Origin of the sequence: Streptomyces echinatus (assembly GCF_014203595.1) — a bacterium.
In the GTDB taxonomy this organism is placed as follows: Bacteria; Actinomycetota; Actinomycetes; order Streptomycetales; family Streptomycetaceae; genus Streptomyces; species Streptomyces echinatus.
The window spans coordinates 949,240-970,041 of the sequence record NZ_JACHJK010000001.1; the positions used below are offsets into that span (position 1 = coordinate 949,240).

Consider the following 20,802-nt stretch of genomic DNA (forward strand, 5'->3'; position numbering starts at 1 on the left):
TTGGTCACCGCCGGACGGGTGGTTCACGCCTCCGGCTCGACCAGGGCGCGCGCGTAGTTGGCCATCGACCGCTGGTAGCGCGGCAGATGCGGGGCCAGCGCGCCGAGCACGAGGGAGAGGCCCTCGCGGTCGCGGCCGAGGCTGGACAGGCACAGCGCGAGGCACCCCCGGACCGCGTCGTCCAGCTCGTCGCAGGGCGCGTCCAGTTCGGGCGTGAGGAGCTTCACGCCCTCCTCCGCCTGCCCGATGTTCCGCAGCGAACTCGACAGCTGGATCTTGGTCCGGCGCGCCTTGTACGGGCTCACGTCGCCGAGCCCGCGCTCCAGCGCCTCCCGGTACAACGGCACCGCCTTGTCCGAGTGCCCGGTCGAGTCCCAGGCGCAGGCCCGCTCGAAAGGGCCCAGCGGGCTGTCGTCCGGCAGTTCGGCGACGAGGGTGTCGATCAGCGCGCGGAACTCGTGCGCGCGCTCTTCCGGATACTCGTCGAAGGCGGCCCAGGCGGCGGCCACACGGTCTTCCCAACTCTGGTTCACCGGGGCACTCTCGCACACCCGTGCGCCTTCGGGCAGCGGATTTGAGCGCATCGCGCGCGGGAGCCGTATCCGAAGGGGCTGGGGCATGCTCGGCACACCAGGACCGGAGGAACAGATGAGGTTCACGCGACTGACGCTCGGCGCGGTGGCGCTGCTCGCGCTGGCGGGCTGCGGCTCGGACAAGGACGCCGACCCGGTGCCGCCCACCGCGACCGGCAGCCTGGAGCGCCTGGCCGCCGAGGTGAAGTGCCGGCCGAACATGCAGACCGACGCCGACGAGATCCGCCAGGCCATCTGCCGCAACGGCGACGGCAGGTTCATCCTCGCCACCTTCGCCACCGACCGCGGCCAGCGCGAGTGGATCAACGACGCGAAGGACTACGGCGGCCACTACCTGGTCGGCCGCAAGTGGGTCGCCGTCGGCGACGACGCAGTGGTCGAGGCGTTGCGCGGCACGCTCGGCGGTGACCTGGAGACCGGCACCGACCATCACGCGCACAGCGGCTGACGCCGGACCGCGGGCAGGACGAAGGCCGGTGACGGGAGGGGGGATCGTCACCGGCCTTCTGTCCTGCCCCCGTTACCGGGTCATGCGCAGTTCTGACCGCGGTTGATGCAGTTGGCGATCTTGTTGGCCAGACCGTTCTTCGTGACGCTGATGAAGTCGTCGTGGTCCGTGGCCGCCTTGTGCAGCTGCTCCGGGAAGCCGTCGACCGCGTAGGCGTTCTTCACCTGGCCGTTCTGCACGGTCGGCGGGTTGATGTTGTACACCAGCCGCATCGTCAGCTGCGGGATCGCCTTGAACCCGTTCGGGCAGACACCGCTGCCCGGGTCGGCGAAGGCGACGTGCGTGCGGTGGTTGGCGCTGTCGATGTTCTGCCCGTCCCAGCAGCTCTGGAAGGCGAACGAACGCACCACCTTGCTGCCCTGCGGGCAGATCGGGTACTGCTCGGTCAGCTGGACCTGGCTCTCGAAGCCGGTGCAGCTCCAGTGCGCGTTGGCGTTGGCCAGACCGTTGGTGGTGGTCTTGGCGTCACCGGTGATGATGCGCAGGAACTGCGGCATCGGGACGACCTTGCTGGCCCGGCTGCCCACGTACTTGATCTCGGCCTGGACCGGGGTGAGGACCTTGCCGACGTTGCCTTCCTTGCCGCCGCCGTCCCGGTTCTGGTCGAAGTCCTGGGTGCCGTCCTGGATACGGACCACCGGCCAGTAGTACGACGACAGGTCGCTCCCGTTCTGGCAGCTGGTGCCGCCCTGCAGGAACGTGTCGTTGCTGGCGAACGCGTTGATCTTCTGGTTGCCGACGTAGTCGTGCAGGTGGTGCGCGCCGTTGTTCACGCCGGGCGCCACGATCACGTTGTCCGTGTTGAAGTTGCGGTTGGCGTTCACACCGCAGCGCGTGGTGAACGTACCGCTCGACGAGTTGCGGAGCCGGCGCGGCTTGCCCTGGACGTTCGGCGCGACCTTGGTGATGTCCACGAAGTCCGCGGCGGTCGGTCCATTGCCGGCCTGCCCGCCGATGTTGCCCTGCTGGCCGTTGTTGCCCTGCTGCTGACCGCCGTTCTGCTGCTGACCGCCGTTGTTCTGCTGGCCACCGTTCTGCTGCTGGCCGCCGTTCTGCTGCTGGCCGCCGGCGGTGGTCTGGTTGGCGCTCTGCGTCGTACAGGCGGCGAGCTGCTGCAGCGCGTTGTCGAAGGAGCCGCCGACCCGCTGGATGTCGATCCGGATCCGGTTGATCGTCGCCGCCCGCTTCTCCTTGAGGGGGCCGACGATCGCGTTCTGGACGAAGCTCGGGTCCTTGGCCTGCGCGTCCCGCGTGGAGGCGAGCCGGGTGTAGGCCTCGGTGATCTGCTTGTCGAGGTTCGCCAGCTCCGTCGCCACGCCCTGGCGGGCCCGGTAGGGCACGTTCGTCAGCTTCTGGCCGACGTCCGGGCACGAGATGGTCGCGACGCTCGCCGTCGCGGCCTTCGTCTCGTTGCCTCCCCACGTCTGGTTGCTCGACTCGTGCGCCGAGGCATAGAAGTTCGCCCAGATCAGCCCGCCCCCACCGAGCGCTAGGGCCGCCGATGCGGCAATGGCCTTGGTGGCCAGCGGCGTACGGCGTTTTCGTGTGTTGCGTCCCATGGAACTCCTCTGACTTCCTTGCGGGGCAGCATCGGGGCGCCCGACAGGAGTGAAGCGGCGCCCATTGATACGGACGCCGCCCCAGAGGTGTTCACGGTTCCCACAAATAACTTGCGGAAACAGGCGAGTTGACAGGTCAGCGGGTGCGGTCGAGATAGGCGAGGACCGCCAGAACGCGCCGGTTGTCGTCGTCCGAGACCTCCAGGCCCAGCTTGGCGAAGATGTTGGAGGTGTGCTTGGCGATCGCCCGTTCCGTCACCACCAGCTGCGTCGCGATGGCCGCGTTGGACCGGCCCTGCGCCATCAGCTCCAGCACCTCCACCTCCCGCGGGGTGAGCCGGCCGAGCAGCCGGTCGCCCGTCGACCGCCGGGACAGCAGCTGCTGGATCACCTGCGGGTCCATCGCCGTACCGCCCGCGGCCACCCGTCGTACGGCGTCGATGAACTGTTCCGCGTCGAACACCCGGTCCTTCAGCAGATAGCCGATCCCGCCCTCGCCGTCCGCGAGCAGCTCGCGCGCGTACAGCTGCTCCACGTGCTGGGAGAGGACCAGCACCGGCAGTCCGGGCCGCGCCCGGCGGGCCGCCAGCGCGCACTGCAGGCCCTCGTCGGTGTGCGTGGGCGGCAGGCGTACGTCGACCACGGCGACGTCGGGGTTCAGTTCGGCCAGCGCGCGGGTGAGCTCGGGACCGGACTCGACGGCCGCCACGATCTCGAAGCCGAACGCCTCCAGCATCCGCACCAGTCCGTCGCGCAGCAGGAAGAGATCTTCGGCTAGGACAACACGCACGGGATCTCCATGGTCACCATGGTGGGGCCACCGGCGGGGCTGCCGACGGCCAGGACGCCGTCGAATGTACCGAGCCGGCGTTCCACCCCGGCGAGTCCCGACCCGGCGCCGATCACCGCGCCGCCCCTGCCGTCGTCGGTGACGATGATCCGCAGCCGGCCGTCGGCGTGGTGCACGTCGACCAGGACCCGGTCGGCGCCGGAGTGCTTGACGGCGTTGGTCAGCACCTCGCTGACCGCGAAGTAGGCGGCCGACTCGACGGGCGCGTCCGCGCGGCCGGCCAGCTCCACCGTCACCTCCACGGGCAGCGGCAGCCGCAGCGCCAGCGCCCGGACGGCGTCGCCGAGCCCGCGTTCGGCGAGGACCGGCGGATGGATGCCGCGGACCAGGTCGCGCAGCTCCTCCAGGGCCTCCGCGGAGTTCCGGCGGGCCTGGGCGATCAGCTTCTTCGCCTGCGCCGGGTCGTGTTCGACCAGCATCTCGACGGTGCCGAGGTCCATGCCCATCGCGACCAGCCGGGCCTGGGCGCCGTCGTGCAGGTCCCGTTCGATCCGGCGCAGCTCGGCGGCCGAGGTGTCCACGGCGTCCTGCCGGGTCTCGGTCAGCACCCGGACGCGCTCGGCGAGTTCGGCGTCGCCGCCCAGCACGGCCCGGGTGAGCCGGAAGTGCGCGGTCAGCAGGCGCGGGGCGAGACGCGCGCCGGCGAGGAGGATCACGGCGCCGAGCGCGGCGGCGACGAAGGCGGAGGCCTGACCGGTGACCGGCACGAAGGCGTACCAGTAGGTGTCGCCCGGGCCGCGCACGTACGCCCGCCACAGTCCGGCCGCCAGCATGAGTCCCTCGACCGGGAACAGCAGCAGCACGGCCGGGAGCAGCGCGGTGAGGAAGCCCGCGGTCATGTCCACCGGCAGCCAGAGCGCGTCCCGCCGCACCTGCGGGTCCCGCAGCAGGGCGAAGGTGCGGGTCAAGGGGTGGGCGCCGGCGGGCAGCGGCCGGTACACCGCCGGGATCCGGATCCCGCACCACTGCGCCGCGAGCCTCCTGCGGGCATCGGCCAGCGCCCGTACGCCGGTCAGGACCGCCGGAGTCGTGACGAGCCCGATGCCGAGCGGGACGAGCGCGAGCGAGACGAGGGTCAGCGCGAAGAAGGCGATGGAGCAGGGCAGCACCACGAGGGCCAGCACCAGTCCCTGCACGCCGGCCAGCAGCACCGCCCTGGCCCGGTCCCGGAAGTCGTCGCTCTTGGTGTCGGTGTTCATGGGGCCAGTCTCGTCGACGGCCGTGCGGGCGTCAGTCGTGCGAGGCCGCCTCTTGTGGGGTGGTGCCAGGTACACCTCCGGCCAGCACCTTCGCCTCCTTCTCCGGGGCGAGGCCCTTGGCCGTGCGGTCCGGTCGCATCGGTGCCACGCCGCCGATCCCGGTCAGCCACCGCCAGGTGTCCGCGACGGTCTCGTCCGCCGGCCGGCACACAAGCCCCGCCGCGAGCGCCCGGGACACGTCCGAGCGGTGCAGCGCGTCGTACATCTCGCCGCCCGGCGGCACCCACACCGGCAGTTCGGTCCATGGCTCGACGCCCGCCTCCAGGATCACCCGCGGGTCCGTCCAGCACAGCTCGGCGTCCTGGCCGGTGGCCCGGACGCAGGCCTCCAGCAGCTCCCCCATGGTGGTGTGGCCGGGCGGGCTCACCAGGTCGTACGGTCCGCTCAACTCCTGTTCCACCGCGCCGAGGAGCCAGGCGGCCAGGTCGCGCACGTCGATGAACTGGAGCGGCAGCTCGCGCGGCCCTGGGGCCAGGACCGGGCCGCCGCGGGCGATCCGGGTCAGCCACCAGGGCAGCCGGCCGACGTTCTCGTACGGGCCGAGCACGAGCCCGGCCCGTACCAGCAGCGAGGCCTCGGCGCCGAAGGACTCCAGGACGGCCAGCTCGCCGCCCCGCTTGTCCCGCGGGTAGTCGCTCGCCTCCGCTCCGGCGGACGCGCCCTCGACCGGCGCGCCCTCCTCGGCGGCCCCCGGCGGCGGGGGCCAGGCGTAGACGGACCGGCTGGAGACGTACACGTACCGTCCGGTGCGGCCCGTCAGCAGCCGGGCCGTGTCCCGCACCGCGCGCGGTGCCGCCGACCAGGTGTCGACCACGGCGTCCCAGGTGCCGCCGTCCGCCGCGAGCGCGGCGAGGCCGTCGGGCGTGGTGCGGTCGCCGTGCAGCGCCCGCGCCCCGGGCGGGGGCTCGTGCCGTCCCCGGTGGAAGACGGTCACCTCCCAGCCGCGTCCGAGCGCGGCCTCTACGACGGCCCGCCCCACGAACTCCGTTCCGCCCAGCACCAGAAGTCTCATAGGGGTGATCGTGCCCGGTCCGGGCCCGTGGCGGCGGGTGGCTCTGCCGAGGGCAGAACGGTCAGTCGGCGGTCGGCGGGGTGTACTTGTAGCCGACCCGGCGCACCGTCTGGATCGACTGGCGGTGCCGTTCGCCCAGCTTGCGGCGCAGCCGCGCGATGTGCACGTCGACGGTGCGGCCGTCGCCGACGTGGCCGTAGCCCCACACCGTGGTGACCAGCTGGTCGCGGGTGTGCACCCGGTGCGGGTGCGTCACGAGGTGGGCGAGCAGCTCGAACTCCAGGTAGGTGAGGTCGAGTTCGTGCCCGTCGACGCTGGCGGTGCGCTGCACGGGGTCGATCCGCACCAGCGGGTCGGTGCCGGTGCCGGCCTCGCTCTCCGGCCGGTCCGGGACCGCGACCGGCAGGAACGGGGGCCGCTGGTCGGCGGGGACCAGCACCAGGTAGCCGACCATCGGCGGCCGGCCCGGCAGGGCGGGCAGGGTGTGCTGGGGCGCGGGCAGCCAGGTGGCGCCCGGCGGCAGGAAGTCCGCGACGTCCACCACCTCGTCCCGGTCGACGGCGCGCAGCCGGTGCCGGGTGCCGTTCGGGGCGGGGGTGGGCAGGGGGGCGGTGGAGAGGGAACGGGTGGTCGCCATGGGAGGTCAGCTCTTTCGCGCGAGGAGTTCGTCGGAAGAAGCGACGGCCGCGATTCGTGGTCGGGCGCGCCGGAGGACGTACGTCGTTCCGCGCTGGCCGAAGGCCGGGGTGTACGGCTTTAGAGGGCCCGCGCGTTCATCGCGCGGCAACACACACGGTCGAAGTCGTGGTGCTGACGGGAAGGCCAGAACGGCTCCAGGTCGTGACGACCCGTCGCGGTGATCTTCTGGATGCCGGCCATGGGCCCATTGAAGCAGAGGCGTGCGCCGGGCAGGAGCCTCCTCTCACTGCTTGGACGCCTCTTCGGCGTGAAGCTGACGTCGCGTCGGCCCGGCGGCCGGGCTTCAGGCCCTGATCAGGGGCCTGAAGGGGGCCGGAGGCGGCCGGAATACCGTCTCGGTATCCGGACAGGGGTGCTCAGGCGAGCACCTTCGCGGACGCCGGCAGCGCGCGGAGGGCGGACCGCAGGACGTCGTCCGGGTGCGGCTCGCCCGTGACGAACAGGTCCTGGGCGGTGCGGCGGGCCGAGTCCGCGACCGCGCGCAGCGGGGCCACGGCGAACCGGGGCAGGAGACCGATCGAGGTCAGCGCCGGCAGGGCGGGGGCTCGAACGGGGACCGGAAACCGTCGGCGACCAGCCAGCGGGCCAGCGGCTCGACCGTGTCCCCGGTCCGGCCCGTGATGCGCCAGACGGCCAGCGCGGCCACGCCCCGGCCGGCGGGCGTGCGGGCGTCCGTCAGCCGGGGCTCGATGAGCGGCAGCAGCGGCGCGGCGGCGGGCCCGAGTTCGGCGGCCGGCCGTAGTGGTTCCCGGGCGCCGTCGGCGAGTTCGGGGCCGAGCAGGGCGAGCGCCGGTGCCGGATCACCGGTCACCCGGTGGTACGCCAGCGCGGCGGCCACCGGCACCGGGGGGCCGAGGCGTCGTAGGGCCTCCTCGCGTACGCCGGCGTCCTCGGACTCCATCGCCCGCAGCAGGCCGGGGATGCCGTCGGCCGGGCCGTACGCGTGGCCGAGCGTGCCCCAGTCGGTCTCCATGACAGCGCACGATACGCAGCGAGGGGCGCCCGCCGTCACGGCGGGCGCCCCTCGGGGAAGCTCTGCGGATCAGACCTGGCCGGCCTTCTCCAGCGCGGCGCAGCAGGTGTCCACCAGCAGGCGGGTCACCACGTACGGGTCGACGTTGGCGTTCGGGCGGCGGTCCTCGATGTAGCCCTTGCCGTCCTTCTCGACCTGCCACGGGATGCGGACGGAGGCGCCGCGGTCGGACACGCCGTAGGTGTACTTGTCCCACGGGGCGGTCTCGTGCAGACCCGTCAGACGCTCGTCGATGCCGGCGCCGTAGTTCTTGACGTGGTCCAGCGGCTTGGAGCCCTCGCCGAGCGACTCGCAGGCGGTGATGATCGCGTCGTAGCCCTCGCGCATGGCCTTCGTCGAGAAGTTGGTGTGCGCGCCCGCGCCGTTCCAGTCGCCCTTCACCGGCTTCGGGTCCAGGGTCGCGGAGACACCGAAGTCCTCGGCGGTGCGGTACAGCAGCCAGCGGGCCACCCACAGGTGGTCGGAGACCTCCAGCGGGGAGACCGGGCCGACCTGGAACTCCCACTGGCCGGGCATGACCTCGGCGTTGATGCCGGAGATGGCCAGACCCGCCTTCAGACAGTTGTCCAGGTGGGCCTCGACGACGTCACGGCCGAAGATCTCGTCGGCGCCGACACCGCAGTAATAGCCGCCCTGCGGGGCCGGGAAGCCGTTCTCGGGGAAGCCCAGCGGACGGGAGCCGTCGAAGAAGGTGTACTCCTGCTCGATGCCGAAGATCGGCTCCTGCGCGGCGAACCGCCCGGCGACCTCGGCCAGCGCGGCACGCGTGTTGGAGCGGTGCGGCGTCATGTCGGTGTCGAGGACCTCGCACAGCACGAGGATGTCGTCGCCGCCGCGGATCGGGTCCGGGCAGGTGAAGACCGGGTTGAGCACGCGGTCCGAGGCGTGCCCCTCGGCCTGGTTGGTGGAGGAGCCGTCGAAGCCCCAGATCGGCAGCGCGTCGAGGCCGGCGAAGTCGCCCGTGATGATCTTCGTCTTGGAACGGAGCTTGGCCGTCGGCGCAGTGCCGTCGATCCAGATGTACTCGGCCTTGAAGGTCACGGGGGCCACATCCTTCGGGGGTGGGTCGGGCGCACTCGTCGTCGCGGGTGCTGCGGCGCTGCGGCACCGGTGCGCCGCTCGATCTGCCGGGCAGCCTGTCAACGGGCCGTTTCCCGGTCATTGCTCGAATGTGAACCCCGTGTTACCTGGGCCTTCTGTGCCGCGAGTCACCTTGTGAGGCGTCACCGGGCGCGGTATGGGCGCCCTCCGCCGCGGCCGTCCGCACACCGTCGAGGAAGTCCCGGATCGCGGCCCGCTGGTGCTCGTCGTAGCCGCGCAGCAACTCCACCGACCGCTCGATCAGCGGCCCGAAGAAGGCCCACCCGAGGTCCACGGCCCCGTCCGTCACCTCCACGACGACCCGGCGCCGGTCGCCCTCCCCGCGCACCCGCCGCACGTGCCCCGCCCGTTCCAGGCGGTCGATCAGCGCCGTGGTGCCCGCCGAGTTGAGCCCGAGCGTGGTCCCGAGCCGCCCGGCGGTCGTCTCCTCGCCCGCCCGCCGTGCGTCCATCAGCGCGATCAGGGCGCGTACGTCGGTCGGATGCATGCCGCTCCGCTGGGCGAACCGGGTGCTGTGCAGGCCGAGTTCGACGGCGGCGGCGCGCAGCAGATGGACGAGTTCCAGTTCGGGCTGCGCGCGGTCGGGCTGCACCGGGGGCCTCCATGGCTATTATCTCGATGGGCGAATATCTTGCTCAACGAGATAATAAGGGGGCGGTCCCGTGGCCGGGTACGACAGTGACGTCTTCCGGGTTGCGTACGACAAGGTGCTGGCGAACTGGCCGGCCGACCATGAGGCGCTGACGGTCGCCACGCCCTTCGGCCGGACCCGGGTCAACGCCTGCGGCCCGCGCGACGCCCCCGCGCTCCTCCTGCTGCCGGGCGGCGGCGGGGCGACCTCCGCCTCCTGGTACGCCCAGGCCGGTGAACTGGGCCGGGCCCGCCGCGTCTACGCGGTCGACCTGATCGGCGCCCCGGGGCTGAGCGACCCGGCCGGCGACCGTCACCCCCGTACGGTCGCCGGCCTGGCCGACTGGCTGGACGCCGTCCTGGACGGCCTCGGCGTCACCGAGGCCGACGTCGGCGGCCACTCCTACGGCGCCTGGATCGCCCTCCAGTACGCCCTGCGCGCGCCCGGCCGGGTGCGCCGCCTGTTCCTCCTGGACCCGACCCAGTGCTTCGCCGGGTTCAAGGCGGCGTACCTGCTGCGTGCGCTGCCGATGCTGGTGCGGCCCACGCCCCGCCGGGTCCGCGCGTTTCTGGAGTGGGAGACCGGGGGCGTGCCCCTGGACCCCGACTGGCTCCGCCTGCAGGAGGCGGCCGCCGGATTCCCGTCCCGCAGGCCGGTGACGGGGCCGCGCCCGGCGGCGGACGCGCTGCGCGGCCTGCGGGTGCCGGTCCTGCTGCTCGTGGCCGCGAGCAGCAGGACCCATGACCCCACCGAGGTGACCGCCCGGGCCGCCGGCCTGCTGCCGGACGTGGAGAGCGCCGTCCTGCCGGACGTCTCGCACCACGCGCTGCCGCAGGGGGCACCGGCCGCCCTGGTCCGCCACCTCACTGACTTCCTGTCGGCTTCCTGAGACTCACCCCACCTTCTCGATCACCGCGCGCCGGATGAGGAACTTGCCTGGTTCCCGGACCTGTTCGAAGGCGGCGTTGTTGAGCAGGACACAGCTGCCGGAGACGGACGTCACCTTCACCGTGGTGGACTTGTTGTTGTCCAGGTTGGTGACCTTCAGGGTCGTCCCCGCGGGGAACTGGCCGCTGGACGCGGCGGGCGCACCGCCCTCGCCGGAGAGGGTGACGGTGGAGCCCTTGCACACCTGCTGGCCGGAGGCCGCGGCGGCGCCAGCGCCGTTGTCCCCGGCCGCGCCGGGCTGCGACGGCTGCGCCTGCTGGCCGCCCTGCTGAGCGCCGCCCGCCTGCTGGCCGCCCTGTTGTGCGCCGCCCGCCTGCTGGCCGCCCTGCTGGCCGGCGTTGCCGTTCTGCGCCCCCTGGGAGTCCTGAGCCGACTCCCCAACGGTGCATCCGGCGGCCTTCTGCTGGACCTCGATCTGTTTGATGACCGCCTCGCGGTTGGCGATCCGGGCCGCCGACTGCGCGTCCGGTTTCGCCTTCTGGTCCGCGATGAACCTGTCGTTGTTGCCGTGGGCCGTGGCCAGCCCCTGGCAGACGGTCGAGTTCCCGGCCGAGAGGGTCTTGGCGTCCTGCGGGCTCTGCGCGGCGTTCGAGGTGGACGCCAGGGCGAAGGCCCCGCCGCCCGCCACCGCCGCGGCGCTGACGAGCAGCGCGACCTTCTTCTTCGTGCCGAGAGTTCTCCTGCGCGACATGCGCGCCTCCTGAAGAGGTAGGGGAGCGTACGCCGCTATGTACGAGATACCGAACGGAGTTACTCAGCGGTCACGGGAGTTGCCGAAGTAACCTCCGTCACAACCTCGTTGACGACCGGTCCGGCGTCAGTCCCTGGTGTGGGTCAGGGCCTCGCGCACGGCCTCCTCGCTGCGGGCCACCAGCGCCGTCCCGTCGTCCGCGGTGATGATCGGGCGCTGGATCAGCTCGGGGTGCTCGGCCAGCGCGCCGATCCACCGGTCCCGGGCGGCCTCGTCCCGCGGCCAGTCCTTGAGGCTCAGCTCCTTGGCGGCCGGTTCCTGGGTGCGGGTGATGTCCCACGGTTCGAGGTTCAGCCGGCCGAGCACGGCCCTGATCTCGTCGGCGCTCGGCACGTCCTCCAGGTACCGCCGGACGGTGTAGTCGGCTCCCTCGGCGTCGAGCAGGCTGATGGCGCTGCGGCACTTGGAACAGGCCGGGTTGATCCAGATCTCCATGCGGCACACGGTACTCGGCCTCGTTCTTGTTCGAATTCATGACGCCTCGGCAGCCACATCGGCATCGGCGGTGACGGAGCGCCAATTCCATCCCTCACCTGGGGCTTTACCGGCTCCCGCAGACCTCCGATTGTCAGTGCCCGCCGGTAGACTGGAAGCAGTGTTCGAGGGTGGGCGCCGGGTCTTCCGGTGCCCGTCCTGACCGCGACAGGAGGATGCCCGTGCCCGCTGCCGCCCTGAAGCCGAAGCCGTTGCCGACCCAGTCCACCGCCAAGCGTTCCGTGCTGTTCGACTCGCCCTACGAGCCCGTGGCGAAGCGACCGCTGCCGGCCGGCCGGCCGCGCGAGTGGTACATCTCGCACAACCGGCGCCTGAAGGCCATGCGCCTCGCCATAGCCCTGCTCGACTCCGGGATCCACCTGCCGGACCAGGCCCGGAACGAGACGATCCGCGGCACGGCCGAACGGATCGGGATGCGGCCCCCGTCCGACACCACCTGCCACATGGTGCGGGCGCTGATGCGTTACTCGCGCTGAGCGAGTCGCGCTGCCGGGTGCCCCGCGCCAAGCGGCGGGGCACCCGGCACCGTCACGCCGTCAGCTCCCGCTCCAGCGGCGTCCGGAAGCGCGGGGTGATCCGGGTCGCGCCCAGCAGGCCGCCCAGTCGCCCGGCCGCCGCCGCGACCTCGGACCCCGCCTCCCGGCGGACGCCCTCCTCCGGGATCCGCCAGACGATCTCGCCGTCCGCGCGCTGGGCCCAGCCGCCCACCACCCGGCCGTTCCACCACACCGTCGGGCCCACGTTGCCGCTGCGGTCGAAGAGCAGGGGGCGCAGCGCGGGGTCCAGGTACCAGTCGCGCTGCTGCCAGCCCATGGCCGTCGGGTCCAGGGCGGGCAGCAGCGCCGCCCAGGGCTCCTCGGGGGCCGCCACCGGGGCCGTGTCCCCGTCGGCGACGTACCCCGTGCCCTCGTCCAGGACGACCTCCCGGGCGCCGATCGCGGACAGCGCCCGGCGGACCTCCGTGACCCGCCAGCCGGTCCACCACTTCAGGTCCGCCTCGGTCGCCGGTCCGCAGGCCCGCAGCCAGCGGCCGAGCAGGCCGGCCTGGGCCCCGGCCACGTCCAGCTCGGCGTGGGCCGGCGCCGGTGCCCAGCGGAACTGGCTGGACGTCCAGGACCCCAGCGGCCGGCCCCGCACCACCTTGCCCTCCACGCCCAGCAGGCGCAGCAGACGGGTCGAGACCGTGTGGACCCCTTCGTAGCTCTTCCCGGCCGCGTAGGCGAACTGCTCGCGCAGGCGCGGTTCGTCCGCCGCCAGCTCCGCCGCGGTCGCCTGGCCGCGCCGGGCCAGCGCGGCGAGCGTCGCCTCCTCCACCTCCGCCAGCCAGGCCGCGTCCGGGGCGCCCGCGCTCGCCATGTCCTTGACCAGGCGCGCCCGTTCGCGGGCCGCCACCGCCAGGCCCGTCGAGGCGTGCACCACGGCCGTCAGCTCCGTCGGGAACACGAACACCGTGTGCCGCATGCCGTGCATCCGCACCAGCGTGCCGTCCTCGTACAGGGCGCGCTCGGTCTCCCGCACCGCCTTCGCGGGATCGGCCAGCCGGGCGGCCACCGCCAGGTGCACCGCCGCCGGGTCCGTGCCGTGCAGGGCCACCAGGGAGGCCGCCACCTCCTCGGGCGACGCCGCCCGCGCCGGGCCCGCGAGGCGGTGGCGCAGGGCCAGCCGGGCCCGCCGCTCCGCCGTGCCGATGTGCCGCCGTCCGTCCGTCATGCCGGCCTCCCCATGACTCACGATGCCTTGCCGGTATGGTCGCCCACGCCACTGACAGCGGGCCCCCGGGCCGGGAGCCGGCCGTCCAGCAGCGCCGCCACGAACGCCCGCCGGTCCTCGGCGTGGTCGCGGAACCACAGGCCCAGGAAGTGGTCCGCCTCGGGGAGTTCGAAGCGCGTGCACCGGCCGCGGGCGGACAGTGCCTCCTGCACGGCCCGCGTCACCGCCGGCGGGATGACCGTGTCGTGGCCCGGGACCGCCAGCACCGCCCGCCCCTCGTGGGACCGGAACGCCTCCAGGGCGGGGGAGCCCCGCCAGCTGTCCGGGGTGCGGATCAGCTCGGAGAAGCGGCCCTCCCCGGTGCCGAACGGGACCTCCCAGGCCTCGGGGGTGTAGACGGCGGGCGCGCACAGGCCCACCGCCGCCACCCGCCGGCCGTAGTGCCGTACCAGATCCGCGACCGTCTGGCCGCTCATGCTGAAGCCGACCAGCACCAGCGGGTCGTCCGCCGGGGCGTGCGCGTCGAGCACCGCCACCGCCTGCTCGTACCGGCGGCGCAGGCTCAGCTCCGCGAGCGCGCCCGTGCTCTCGCCGTGCCCGGAGAAGTCGAACGCCAGGGCCCGGCAGCCCTGGGCGGCGAAGTCGGCGAGGAACGGCAGGAGCCGTTCCTTGCTGCCGTTGCCCGCGCCGTGCAGCAGCACCGCCGTGGCCCGGCCGGCCGGTCCGGCGATCGCTCCGCTGAGCCGTTCGCCGTCGTACGCGTAAGCAAAACCGGTGAGTTGGTCCATGCGGGCCATTCACTCATGGCGGCCCCCCGGGCCGGAAAACGGGATGCAGCGGCGGTCCCGCCCTCCCTACGCTGAACAAACGGAGGCGAACCAGACACACCCGCCTCTTCCCCCATCACCCCACCCACCCACGGAGGTCCGTCATGCGTGGCATTCTCGCGACCGGGACCCTCGTCCTGGTGATCCTCGGAATCGGAGACCATCTCTGGTGGCTCGCCGCCGTCGCGCTGCTCTACCTGTACGCGACGCACGGTCGCGGCGCACCCGGCCCGGCCACCCCGCCGCCCGCCGGCTCCGGCACCCCGCCCGACAGCTACCGGGCGTACCGGGAGCGCAGGGACCGGCAGGCCAGGTGGGAGCGCCGCTACCGCCGCGAGCGGCCCCTGGAGACCCGGCGCCGGCAGCGGGAGCAGGCCCGCTGAGCGGGGGCGCCGCCGGCCGTCACAGGCCGGGGGCGCCCCACACCGGGAACCAGCGGCCCAGGTCCTGCTCGATCCGCAGGTCGTCGCCGAGCACGGCCTTCAGCTGCAGCTCCAGCGCGGTGTCCCGCCGCTCGGCGGCACCGGGCAGCGGGGCGAACGGATAGAAGGTGCCGCGTTTGTAGAGGTACACGAGCGCCAGCTTCCGGCCGCCGCCGTCCGCGAAGGCGGCCAGGGAGCACAGCAGCTGCGGTCCGAAGCCGCCCGCCTCCAGCGAGCTGTTCACCGCGTGCAGATCGTTGACCAGCTGCGGCAGCTGGCCGGGGGAGCGCCGGGACACCAGCCAGGAGTAGCCGTAGCCGTCCCGGCGCACCTCCACCGGCGGACCGGTGCGGTCGGTGTCCGCGTCCAGCAGCTCCCGCACCTCGTGGTGGATCCGCTCGAAGGCGGCCCCCTCCACCGAGGCGAAGCACACCGCCCCGCCACCGGTCGGGGTGAAGCCGGCCGCCGCCTCCAGCGTCACCGCCGCCGACGGCAGCGCGAACAGCCGGTCGAGATCGGGCGCGACCGGCCTGGTGCGGCCCAGCAGGATGTCCAGCAGCCCCACCGGTCACCCCTTCCCGGGGGTGGCGGCCTCGCCCAGCTCCGCCGAGATCCGGCCCAGCTGCTCCAGCCGCTGCTCCAGGGTCGGGTGCGTGGAGAAGAAGCGCTCGATGCCGGGCTCCCGGCCGGTGGCCGGGGTGAAGTAGAACGCGTTGAACGCCTGGGCCGTACGCAGGTCCTTGGTCGGGATCCGCGCGATCTCCCCGGAGACCTTGGTGAGCGCCGCCGCCAGCACCGAGGGCCGTCCGGTCAGGTGGGCCGCCGCGCGGTCGGCGGCCAGCTCCCGGTACCGGGACAGCGCCCGGATCAGCAGGAAGCTGATCGCGTACACGGCCGCCGAGACGCCCAGTACGGCGGCGAACACGACGGCGGTGTTCTGGTCCCGGCGGCCCCCGCCGAGCACCTGTGAGTAGAAGGCGAACCGCACGATCAGTCCGGCGATCACCCCGAGGAAGGACGCCACCGTGATCACGGCGACGTCCTTGTGCGCCACGTGGGACAGCTCGTGCGCGAGCACACCCTCCAGCTCCGCCGGCTCCAGCCGCCGCAGCAGGCCGGTGGTCACACAGACCACGGCGTGATCGGGGTTGCGCCCGGTCGCGAACGCGTTCGGCATGTCCATCTCGGACACGGCGATCACCGGCTTGGGCATGTCGGCGATCGCGCACAGCCGGTCGACGACCGCGTGCAGCTCGGGATACTCCGCGCGCTCCACCACCCGGCCGCGCATCGCGAACATGGCGATCCGGTCGGAGAACCAGAACTGCGCCACGAACATCGCCCCGATCAGGACGACGACCAGCAACCAGGACTTCAGCAGCACGATCAGGGCGGCGACGAAGCCCACGTACAGCAGCCCGAGCAGGAACAGCGTGAGCCCCATCCGCACGGTCAGCCGCCGATCGGTCCGGAACCGGCTCTGCATCTCGCATCACCCCGCAGTCAGGCACTCGTCCCGCTGTCCAGTGTGCACCTGCCGATTCCCATGAAGCGGTTCCGAACGGCCCCAGGACCGGCAAAAGGTCCCGGGGCGCGGCCCCGGCCGGACGGCTCGGTGACCTGCCGGCCGGCGGCCCCTTCAACAGCGGGCGGCCCCTCGCGGGGGCCGGCCCTCCCGGCCGCGGCCCTTCCTAGTAGGGGGAGCGCATCTGCGCGTACCCCAGCAGCACTATCACCACGGCCACGCAGCCGAGCACCACGGCCGTCGACACCCACGACGACCGGCGCGGCGCGCCCCGGTCCGGGTCCGCGCGGAAGGGTGCCGGGTTCGGCGGGTTCTCCTTCCAGCGGGCGGCGAGCATCCGGGCCCGGGCGGAGGGCTCCTTGTGCTCGGCCGAGTTCGCCCAGGTGTGATCGAACTCGTGCTCCCAGTCGTCCTGTTGCGGCATCCCCGTTCAACCTCTCTCGTCCGACACGGCCTGGAGGGATGATCCTCCGACAATAGGAAGTCTGGGAAGCGGGAAAGGTTGCACAGGGGGCCGGGACCGGTCAGCCGGAACGGCGGAAACGGCTGCGGTACTCCGTGGGTGTCGTGCCGAGCTTGCGGCGGAATGCCCGGATGAGGGTGTCGGAGGTGCCGAAGCCGCACGCGGACGCGACCCGGTCCAGCGTGTCGTCCGAGGTCTCGAGCCGGTTCCGGGCCACCTCGACGCGGGCCGCCTCGATGTAGGCGGCCGGGGTCATGCCGAGTTCCGTCTTGAAGATCCGGGTGAGCTGGCGCTCGCTGACGTGGGCGTGCCGGGCCAGGTCGGCGACGGTCAGCGGCCCGGCGATGTGCTGGGTGACGAAGTGGCGCAGCTCGGCCATGCGCCGGGTGGTGGAGACGGGCTCGACGGGCACGCTGAACTGGCTCTGGCCGCTCGGCCGCTTCAGGTACATGACCAGCTGGCGGGCGACCCGCAGGGCCACGGCCTCCCCGAAGTCCTCGGCGACGAGCGCGAGGGACAGGTCCAGGCAGGCGGTGATGCCCGCGCCGGTCCACACCCCGCCGTCGCGGATGAAGATCGGGTCGGCGTCGACCTCGACCGAGGGGTGATCGGCGGCGAGCTGCGGCGCGGTCGACCAGTGGGTGGTGGCGCGCCTGCCGTCCAGCAGGCCGGCGGCCGCGAGCAGGTGCGCGCCCACGCAGACGGAGGTGACGCGCCGGGTGCGGGCGGCGAGTGTCCGCACCCAGTCGACGACGCCCGGGTCGGTCAGCGCGTGCACCCGGCGCTCCTCGTCGACCTCGACCGAGCCGGGCACCAGCAGGGTGTCGATGGCCCTCAGGGACGCCTCGGCGAAGGTCACGTCCGGCAGGACGCGGACGCCCGCGGCGGTGGTGACGGGGTCCATGGTCTCGGCGGCCAGGACCACCTCGTACCCGGTGTCGTCGTCCGTCTCCCGCCGCAGCAGGGCGAACACCTCCGGCGGCCCCGTGACGTCCAGCAGATCGACCCCGTCGAACAGCATGATGACGATGAACCGCCGAACCCCGCTCACGCACTCTCCCCCCGTCGGCCTGGAGCCGAAACCCCGCGTATGTCCGGATCTGCAAGTTACATGAAGGTGCAGCCATACCGTGGCGGTCTCACGGGGACGGGCGCCGGTTCCGACGTTCGTCCTCCGTGTGCCTGCTCCACTCCCGGCGCACGCGGCGCCAGGCAGCGATGATCTGGGGCAGCCGGGCCAGCACGTCGCTGACCTGCGCCAGCAGCAGCGAGACGGCGCCGAAGGACGCCAGGATGAAAACGAGGATGCCGTCCCAGTCCATCAGCGGCTCTCCCCCGTGGAGCCGCGGGCCGGCCTACGGCGCCCCGTGACGGCCGACAGGCCAGGGCTGCTCGACGGAAGCACCCGGTCCAGCCACTTCATGGGGGAGCCGACGCTCTTCAACGTCCCTCGGGCGTCGGATCCGTACACGGCAGATCCGTGACGGAAGCGCAGCTGCAGGCCGCCATGAGGCCGGGCGGCGTACGTCAGGTGGTAGGTGCACTGGCGGAGGTAGAAGCGTTCGTCGGGGTCTCGCCGTTCGCCGCAGGAGCAGTGCTGTCGATCCACCCCGAGCGGCAGCCCCCAGACGGGGTCCATGAGCCGTGCCAGGAAGTGGTCGTGCGCGAGCGGGACACCGAGCACCGTGTCCAGTTCGAAAATCCATTCATCGCCCGTGATCCACGAGCGGGTGGAGTACGCGGAGCTCGACGTGTGGAAGAGCGCGACACGGCGAAGCAGTGCGGATCCGAGCCGGTCGAGATGACGCTCGTCCCGCCACGTCTCCCCGTGGTTGCGGATGTCTGCGGATTCGTGGCTCGTCAGGGAAGGGCTGTACCACAAGGGGGGACACCCTGCCTCCGTGGCGTGGTGCCACCGTTCGTCGAGCAGTTCCTCCCAGCGTGTACCGGGAACACCTCTCAGAACGACGCGGCATGTGCTCCCGCTCAAGGTGAGGTGGAGATCCGCCCCCTCCACACCCGCGACCCGGAGGCCGATCACTCCGGCCACCTGGACGCCCGGCTCCGCCATCGGAAGGAGTCTGTCCAGCGCATGGGCACTGCGGGGATACGGCGTTCCGCGGCTGAACCTGGTGTGACTGTCGAGCTGGACGACGGCCGAACCGGGCCCCGGGCGCACATGGGCGATACCGAGAGGGTGGGACCACCACTGTCCGCCCGTGCCCAGCTTGGCGAGGACCTCCGCCTCGAGGCGTGCCTGATCCCCCGTGGTGTCCGGAAGAGGGTGCCCGTTGTCGCCACCGTGCAGCGCGTTCCGCGTCACCTGAAAGGGCTCGCCGGTGTACTGCTGCCGGGTGCGGGCCAGCCTGGTGAGACGTCCACCCATCGTCATGCAGAATCCGTCCCCGAATGCCGCCGCCCCTTGGCACTCGACAACTGATCTGCGCGCCCAGGAAACAGGGCGCTGACGGACAGTGTCACGCAGACAGGTGGGGCTATGGCTCCTTCATCCACGAGTGACCCTGCGACGGGGCGGCGCAGGACCGGGATGGGCCGCCTGGCGGCCGACCCGAGTCTGCCCCACGAAGAAGATCACATGCAAGGCGGAATGTCGGACAGCCCAGGGTTGCCTTTCCGTGACCGACCGGTCACGGGCGTCCGGGGGCAGAGCCCTCCCGGCAGCCGCTTGCGCCAGGCCGGACGGCAGTCGTTCGGGCCGTCCGCATGCGTGGCGAACGGCCGAGGCCCCACCGCTCCCAGGGGAACGGCGGGGCCTCGGTGGTGCTCCGGGGCGTCTGTCACACGTCGAAGTAGAGCTCGAACTCGTGCGGGTGCGGGCGCAGCTGGAGCGGGGCGATCTCGTTGGTGCGCTTGTAGTCGATCCACGTCTCGATCAGGTCGGGCGTGAAGACGTCACCCTGGAGGAGGAACTCGTGGTCGGCCTCGAGGCGGTCGAGGACGGCGCCGAGGGAGGTCGGGACCTGGGCGACGTTCGCGTGCTCCTCGGGAGCCAGCTCGTACAGGTCCTTGTCGATCGGCTCGGCCGGCTCGATCTTGTTCTTGATGCCGTCCAGACCCGCGAGGAGCAGGGCCGAGAAGGCCAGGTACGGGTTGCCGGAGGAGTCCGGGGCGCGGAACTCGACGCGCTTGGCCTTCGGGTTCGAGCCGGTGATCGGGATACGCATCGCGGCCGAGCGGTTGCGCTGCGAGTACACCAGGTTGATCGGCGCCTCGAAGCCCGGCACCAGGCGGTGGTACGAGTTCACCGTCGGGTTGGTGAAGGCCAGCAGCGACGGGGCGTGCTTGAGGATGCCGCCGATGTAGTAGCGGGCGGTGTCCGACAGGCCCGCGTAACCGGCCTCGTCGTAGAACAGCGGGTCGCCGTTGCTCCACAGCGACTGGTGCACGTGCATGCCCGAGCCGTTGTCACCGAAGATCGGCTTCGGCATGAAGGTCGCGGTCTTGCCGTTGCGCCAGGCCACGTTCTTCACGATGTACTTGAAGAGCTGCAGGTCGTCCGCGGCGGCGAGCAGGGTGTTGAACTTGTAGTTGATCTCCGCCTGGCCGGCGGTGCCCACCTCGTGGTGCTGGCGCTCGACCTTCAGGCCCTGCTTGTCCAGCTCCAGGGAGATCTCGGCGCGCAGGTCGGCGAAGTGGTCGACCGGCGGGACCGGGAAGTAGCCGCCCTTGTAGCGGACCTTGTACCCGCGGTTGTTCTCCAGGGCGCCGGTGTTCCAGGCACCCGCCTCGGAGTCGATGTGGTAGAAGGACTCGTTCGCGCCCGTCGCGAAGCGGACCGAGTCGAAGACGTAGAACTCGGCCTCGGGGCCGAAGTACGCCGTGTCGGCGATGCCCGTCGACGCCAGGTACGCCTCCGCCTTCTTCGCCACGTTGCGCGGGTCACGGGAGTACTGCTCGCCCGTGATCGGGTCGTGGATGAAGAAGTTGATGTTGAGCGTCTTGTCCCGGCGGAACGGGTCGACGCGCGCGGTGGACAGGTCGGGGCGCAGGGCCATGTCCGACTCGTGGATGGCCTGGAAACCGCGGATCGACGACCCGTCGAAGGCCTGCTCGTCATCGGGGTCGAACGCCTCGGCGGGCAACGTGAAGTGCTGCATGACGCCCGGCAGGTCGCAGAAACGGACGTCGATGAACTTGACGTCCTCGTCCGCGATGTACTTCTTGGCCTCGTCGGCGTTCTGGAACATCCAGCTCCTCCTACTCCCGACCGTCGACGCCGGGGTGGTAGATCGTTCGTGCGGCCAGTGCGGTGGCACACGCTGGTCTCGACCCTAGGGACGGGTGATTTCTCGGGCGTGACCCGTTTGTTTCGCAGAAGTTAACCGGCCACCTGTCCACCGTAGCCCCGACACACCCCTGCGCGTAGTGCCCGAAACCGGGCGCAGTACCGTGGAC

The 20,802-nt window shown here is 72.1% G+C and carries 26 protein-coding genes; 4 read left to right on the forward strand and 22 right to left on the reverse strand.

The window, feature by feature from the left end; all coding sequences use genetic code 11:
* Positions 1-23 precede the first annotated feature (23 nt).
* The gene (locus FHS34_RS04145) at positions 24-584 is read right to left on the reverse strand and encodes a tetratricopeptide repeat protein (protein ID WP_184961352.1); all 561 of its coding nucleotides are present in this window, start codon (positions 582-584) and stop codon (positions 24-26) included.
* A gap of 64 nt (positions 585-648) precedes the next feature.
* Between FHS34_RS04145 and FHS34_RS04150 the strand changes: the two genes are divergently transcribed.
* Positions 649-1,041, forward strand: coding sequence for a hypothetical protein (locus FHS34_RS04150; protein ID WP_184961082.1), 393 nt, complete (start codon positions 649-651; stop codon positions 1,039-1,041).
* Between the two features lie 80 nt (positions 1,042-1,121).
* Here the strand turns inward: FHS34_RS04150 and FHS34_RS04155 are convergent, their stop codons facing one another.
* The 10 genes from FHS34_RS04155 to FHS34_RS04195 all read right to left on the reverse strand — a co-directional run bounded on the left by FHS34_RS04155 (position 1,122) and on the right by FHS34_RS04195 (position 9,206).
* Complete coding sequence (locus FHS34_RS04155) at positions 1,122-2,660, reverse strand: DUF1996 domain-containing protein (protein ID WP_184961084.1); 1,539 nt, start codon at positions 2,658-2,660, stop codon at positions 1,122-1,124.
* 136 nt (positions 2,661-2,796) lie between these two features.
* Complete coding sequence (locus FHS34_RS04160; RefSeq protein WP_184961086.1) at positions 2,797-3,450, reverse strand: response regulator transcription factor; 654 nt, start codon at positions 3,448-3,450, stop codon at positions 2,797-2,799.
* On the reverse strand, positions 3,435-4,709 hold the full coding sequence (locus FHS34_RS04165) for a sensor histidine kinase (protein ID WP_184961088.1): 1,275 nt from the start codon (positions 4,707-4,709) through the stop codon (positions 3,435-3,437). The genes FHS34_RS04160 and FHS34_RS04165 overlap by 16 nt, the downstream gene beginning before the upstream one ends.
* 31 nt (positions 4,710-4,740) lie before the next feature.
* Positions 4,741-5,781, reverse strand: a complete 1,041-nt coding sequence (locus tag FHS34_RS04170; protein ID WP_184961090.1) for an NAD-dependent epimerase/dehydratase family protein — start codon at positions 5,779-5,781, stop codon at positions 4,741-4,743.
* Between the two features lie 61 nt (positions 5,782-5,842).
* Complete coding sequence (locus FHS34_RS04175) at positions 5,843-6,418, reverse strand: winged helix-turn-helix domain-containing protein (RefSeq protein ID WP_184961092.1); 576 nt, start codon at positions 6,416-6,418, stop codon at positions 5,843-5,845.
* 119 nt (positions 6,419-6,537) lie between these two features.
* Complete coding sequence (locus tag FHS34_RS43330) at positions 6,538-6,660, reverse strand: hypothetical protein (RefSeq protein WP_280528485.1); 123 nt, start codon at positions 6,658-6,660, stop codon at positions 6,538-6,540.
* A gap of 176 nt (positions 6,661-6,836) precedes the next feature.
* Entirely contained in the window at positions 6,837-6,974 is a 138-nt protein-coding gene (locus FHS34_RS04180; protein ID WP_184961094.1) for a hypothetical protein, read from the reverse strand.
* Between the two features lie 29 nt (positions 6,975-7,003).
* On the reverse strand, positions 7,004-7,453 hold the full coding sequence (locus FHS34_RS04185) for a hypothetical protein (protein WP_184961096.1): 450 nt from the start codon (positions 7,451-7,453) through the stop codon (positions 7,004-7,006).
* A gap of 69 nt (positions 7,454-7,522) precedes the next feature.
* Positions 7,523-8,554, reverse strand: coding sequence for a glutamine synthetase (gene glnII / locus FHS34_RS04190; protein WP_184961098.1), 1,032 nt, complete (start codon positions 8,552-8,554; stop codon positions 7,523-7,525).
* Positions 8,555-8,696: 142 nt separating this feature from the next.
* Positions 8,697-9,206, reverse strand: a complete 510-nt coding sequence (locus FHS34_RS04195; RefSeq protein WP_184961100.1) for a MarR family winged helix-turn-helix transcriptional regulator — start codon at positions 9,204-9,206, stop codon at positions 8,697-8,699.
* A 70-nt stretch (positions 9,207-9,276) separates the two neighbouring features.
* On the opposite strand from FHS34_RS04195, the gene FHS34_RS04200 reads away from it, so the two are divergent.
* Entirely contained in the window at positions 9,277-10,134 is an 858-nt protein-coding gene (locus tag FHS34_RS04200; protein WP_184961102.1) for an alpha/beta fold hydrolase, read from the forward strand.
* A 3-nt stretch (positions 10,135-10,137) separates the two neighbouring features.
* On the opposite strand, the gene FHS34_RS04205 is transcribed toward FHS34_RS04200, so the two are convergent.
* Both FHS34_RS04205 and FHS34_RS04210 read right to left on the reverse strand, forming a co-directional pair.
* Positions 10,138-10,884, reverse strand: coding sequence for an SCO2207 family protein (locus FHS34_RS04205; RefSeq protein ID WP_184961104.1), 747 nt, complete (start codon positions 10,882-10,884; stop codon positions 10,138-10,140).
* A gap of 126 nt (positions 10,885-11,010) precedes the next feature.
* Positions 11,011-11,379, reverse strand: a complete 369-nt coding sequence (locus FHS34_RS04210) for an arsenate reductase family protein (protein WP_184961106.1) — start codon at positions 11,377-11,379, stop codon at positions 11,011-11,013.
* 221 nt (positions 11,380-11,600) lie between these two features.
* On the opposite strand from FHS34_RS04210, the gene FHS34_RS04215 reads away from it, so the two are divergent.
* Positions 11,601-11,915 carry a hypothetical protein gene (locus FHS34_RS04215; protein WP_184961108.1) on the forward strand — a complete coding sequence of 105 codons (315 nt, stop codon included), beginning with the start codon at positions 11,601-11,603 and terminating at the stop codon, positions 11,913-11,915.
* Between the two features lie 52 nt (positions 11,916-11,967).
* Here FHS34_RS04215 and FHS34_RS04220 read toward each other — a convergent pair whose 3' ends face one another.
* Positions 11,968-13,149 (reverse strand): winged helix DNA-binding domain-containing protein, encoded by a 1,182-nt coding sequence (locus FHS34_RS04220; RefSeq protein ID WP_184961111.1) that lies wholly within the window; start codon positions 13,147-13,149, stop codon positions 11,968-11,970.
* A gap of 17 nt (positions 13,150-13,166) precedes the next feature.
* Positions 13,167-13,946, reverse strand: coding sequence for an alpha/beta hydrolase (locus tag FHS34_RS04225; RefSeq protein WP_184961113.1), 780 nt, complete (start codon positions 13,944-13,946; stop codon positions 13,167-13,169).
* 134 nt (positions 13,947-14,080) lie between these two features.
* Here FHS34_RS04225 and FHS34_RS04230 point away from each other — a divergent pair, with 134 nt between their 5' ends.
* Positions 14,081-14,359 (forward strand): hypothetical protein, encoded by a 279-nt coding sequence (locus FHS34_RS04230; protein WP_184961115.1) that lies wholly within the window; start codon positions 14,081-14,083, stop codon positions 14,357-14,359.
* 19 nt (positions 14,360-14,378) lie between these two features.
* Here the strand turns inward: FHS34_RS04230 and pspAB are convergent, their stop codons facing one another.
* The 7 genes from pspAB to glnA all read right to left on the reverse strand — a co-directional run bounded on the left by pspAB (position 14,379) and on the right by glnA (position 20,594).
* On the reverse strand, positions 14,379-14,963 hold the full coding sequence (gene pspAB, locus FHS34_RS04235; RefSeq protein ID WP_184961117.1) for a PspA-associated protein PspAB: 585 nt from the start codon (positions 14,961-14,963) through the stop codon (positions 14,379-14,381).
* 3 nt (positions 14,964-14,966) lie between these two features.
* Positions 14,967-15,884: a zinc metalloprotease HtpX gene (gene htpX / locus FHS34_RS04240; RefSeq protein ID WP_184961119.1), complete on the reverse strand. Its 918-nt coding sequence runs from the start codon at positions 15,882-15,884 to the stop codon at positions 14,967-14,969.
* Between the two features lie 205 nt (positions 15,885-16,089).
* The gene (locus FHS34_RS04245) at positions 16,090-16,347 is read right to left on the reverse strand and encodes an SCO2583/SCO2584 N-terminal domain-containing protein (protein WP_184961121.1); all 258 of its coding nucleotides are present in this window, start codon (positions 16,345-16,347) and stop codon (positions 16,090-16,092) included.
* 100 nt (positions 16,348-16,447) lie between these two features.
* The gene (locus FHS34_RS04250; protein WP_184961123.1) at positions 16,448-17,437 is read right to left on the reverse strand and encodes a GlxA family transcriptional regulator; all 990 of its coding nucleotides are present in this window, start codon (positions 17,435-17,437) and stop codon (positions 16,448-16,450) included.
* A gap of 88 nt (positions 17,438-17,525) precedes the next feature.
* Positions 17,526-17,708, reverse strand: a complete 183-nt coding sequence (locus FHS34_RS04255; protein ID WP_184961125.1) for a hypothetical protein — start codon at positions 17,706-17,708, stop codon at positions 17,526-17,528.
* Positions 17,708-18,778, reverse strand: coding sequence for a hypothetical protein (locus FHS34_RS04260; protein ID WP_184961127.1), 1,071 nt, complete (start codon positions 18,776-18,778; stop codon positions 17,708-17,710). Before FHS34_RS04260 ends, FHS34_RS04255 begins: the two co-directional genes overlap by 1 nt.
* 406 nt (positions 18,779-19,184) lie before the next feature.
* The gene (glnA, locus tag FHS34_RS04265; RefSeq protein WP_184961129.1) at positions 19,185-20,594 is read right to left on the reverse strand and encodes a type I glutamate--ammonia ligase; all 1,410 of its coding nucleotides are present in this window, start codon (positions 20,592-20,594) and stop codon (positions 19,185-19,187) included.
* Positions 20,595-20,802 lie beyond the last annotated feature (208 nt).